The 1,725-nt window shown below is 55.5% G+C and carries 1 protein-coding gene; it reads right to left on the reverse strand.

The window, feature by feature from the left end:
* Nucleotides 1-22: 22 nt before the first annotated feature.
* On the reverse strand, nucleotides 23-1,636 hold the full coding sequence (locus AB5Y54_RS01050) for an IS1634-like element ISAs25 family transposase (protein ID WP_049636888.1): 1,614 nt from the start codon (nucleotides 1,634-1,636) through the stop codon (nucleotides 23-25).
* Nucleotides 1,637-1,725: the final 89 nt, after the last annotated feature.

Raw genomic sequence — 1,725 nt, forward strand, 5'->3', positions numbered from 1 at the left:
GAGCCGACATTCCGCACCTGATTTAGGAATAAATTTGCCGATAGCGCTCACCCAATACCTCCAAAATGATCTGCTGGTCTCCTGTTAGCTCCGTTACTTGTGGCGGAGCTTCTCCCAGTCGATATTCATGGATGCCACCAAAGCGCAAAAAGATCCAACGGGCCGTCGGCTGCTGGGTCGGTTTCTTTTTCATATCCGCCACACTGCGATTCTGCTCCACTAATCCCTGCCGGATCCGGTGCTCCAACGCTGCGTAAATCATCAGGCTACAGGTCATCACCATGAGCAACGCTTCAATCCGCTCCGGCTTTTTCAGGTACAGTGAGGAGGTTAAAAACTCCGGGCTCTTGAGAAAACGAAAGCCCCGTTCGACATTCTGCTGCGCTTTATAGGTGGCCAAAAGTTCGGCCATGGTCAGCGTATCGCTGTGGTCATTGGTCGCCAGGATGAACACCCCGGTCTGGTTGTGGGCCTCTTCAACGCAAGCCAGGCTAGTTGCCGCCAACCCAGTGATTTGAAACTGATGGCCAATTGGCTCTTCGCCACGCTTGGGTCTGCCACGTCCTGTATAAACGGGTTCACCTACCACTTCGGCATCCAGTTGCAGCAGCATCAAGCTGGCGGTAAAACAGCTCAACTCAGCTTGGGCATCCGCCTCACAAGCAAAGCGTCGGGCACACAATTTGGCGAAGGCTTTGAGCTCGCGGGTACTGTCTTTGAGCAGGTTTTTGGCCAATGTCTGCTGCTCGCGGTGGCTGGCTTGTTCGCTGCGCACCAGCAACCAACGTTGCGCGACCCCGGCATAATTCGCGTGTTGCCAACGGCCATGATAGCCATTGCCCAGAGCGGTCAGCGGTTGTGCACCTATGGTTGCCACGGCCTGCTTTGCCTCATTGAGAGTGACGGGCACCCGGGTCACAAATAGTTGCTGCTGTTGCGCCAGTAATTGCAAGGTATCGGCGCAGTACAGTGCGGCATCGCCGACCAGATAACGGCACTCCTGCGCGGCCTTGAGACTGCTCAAATGGCGACGAACGGTCTGGGCAAAGGCTTTGGTGTCATTACTATTGCCGCTCAGGGCCTGCATATAGACAGGTAGGCCGGCCTGATTTTCACAGATGAGCTCAAGGATCACTTGATTCAGCTCTGGCCGGTGATCACGACTATAACCACGCACCAGTTGCAGCTTACCGACCAGATCCCCATCGGCACAGTCATAGGCGCCATCGACGTGGAAGCTGGTAATATCGAGGTGCACTGCGGTGCTTTTGAGCCCCAGCCGCTCGACAACTTGCGCCGCCATCACCTGATACAAGGCGCTGACATCGGCCTCAAAGAGGGCATCGAGACAGCGACCGAGCACATCATCATTGAGGTCATCAGCACAGATCCCGGGGCCAATCAGGCGCTCAACCGGCTTGTTAGCGAAGAATTGCGGGAACATGTGCAGGGTGCTGCTGTGAAAGCCGAGGCCGTTCACTATCATGGCGACCAAGGCTTCACCATGTGAGACCTTGAAAGGCGGGGTTTTGGGGAGCAAGGCATCGATCATGCGGGCAATGCCCAGTTCCTGGCAGAGTGCGGCGACCAAACCAAGGTGATCGAGGTTACGGATCGAGATAGCGGGTGCGGCCATGATGATCTACCTGCAAAAGAGAGTAATAGATCAGAACGGCCGATCGCCGTCAAGCACTGAAAATAGCAAAATCAGGTGCGGAATGACGG

It is taken from the genome of Aeromonas sp. s9 (assembly GCF_040907765.1).
Taxonomy (GTDB): Bacteria; Pseudomonadota; Gammaproteobacteria; order Enterobacterales; family Aeromonadaceae; genus Aeromonas; species Aeromonas caviae.

Bases quoted from the DNA above. Each gene is read 5' to 3' on its own strand.
- AB5Y54_RS01050 (WP_049636888.1), bottom strand. From the start codon at position 1,636: ATGGCCGCACCCGCTATCTCGATCCGTAACCTCGATCACCTTGGTTTG.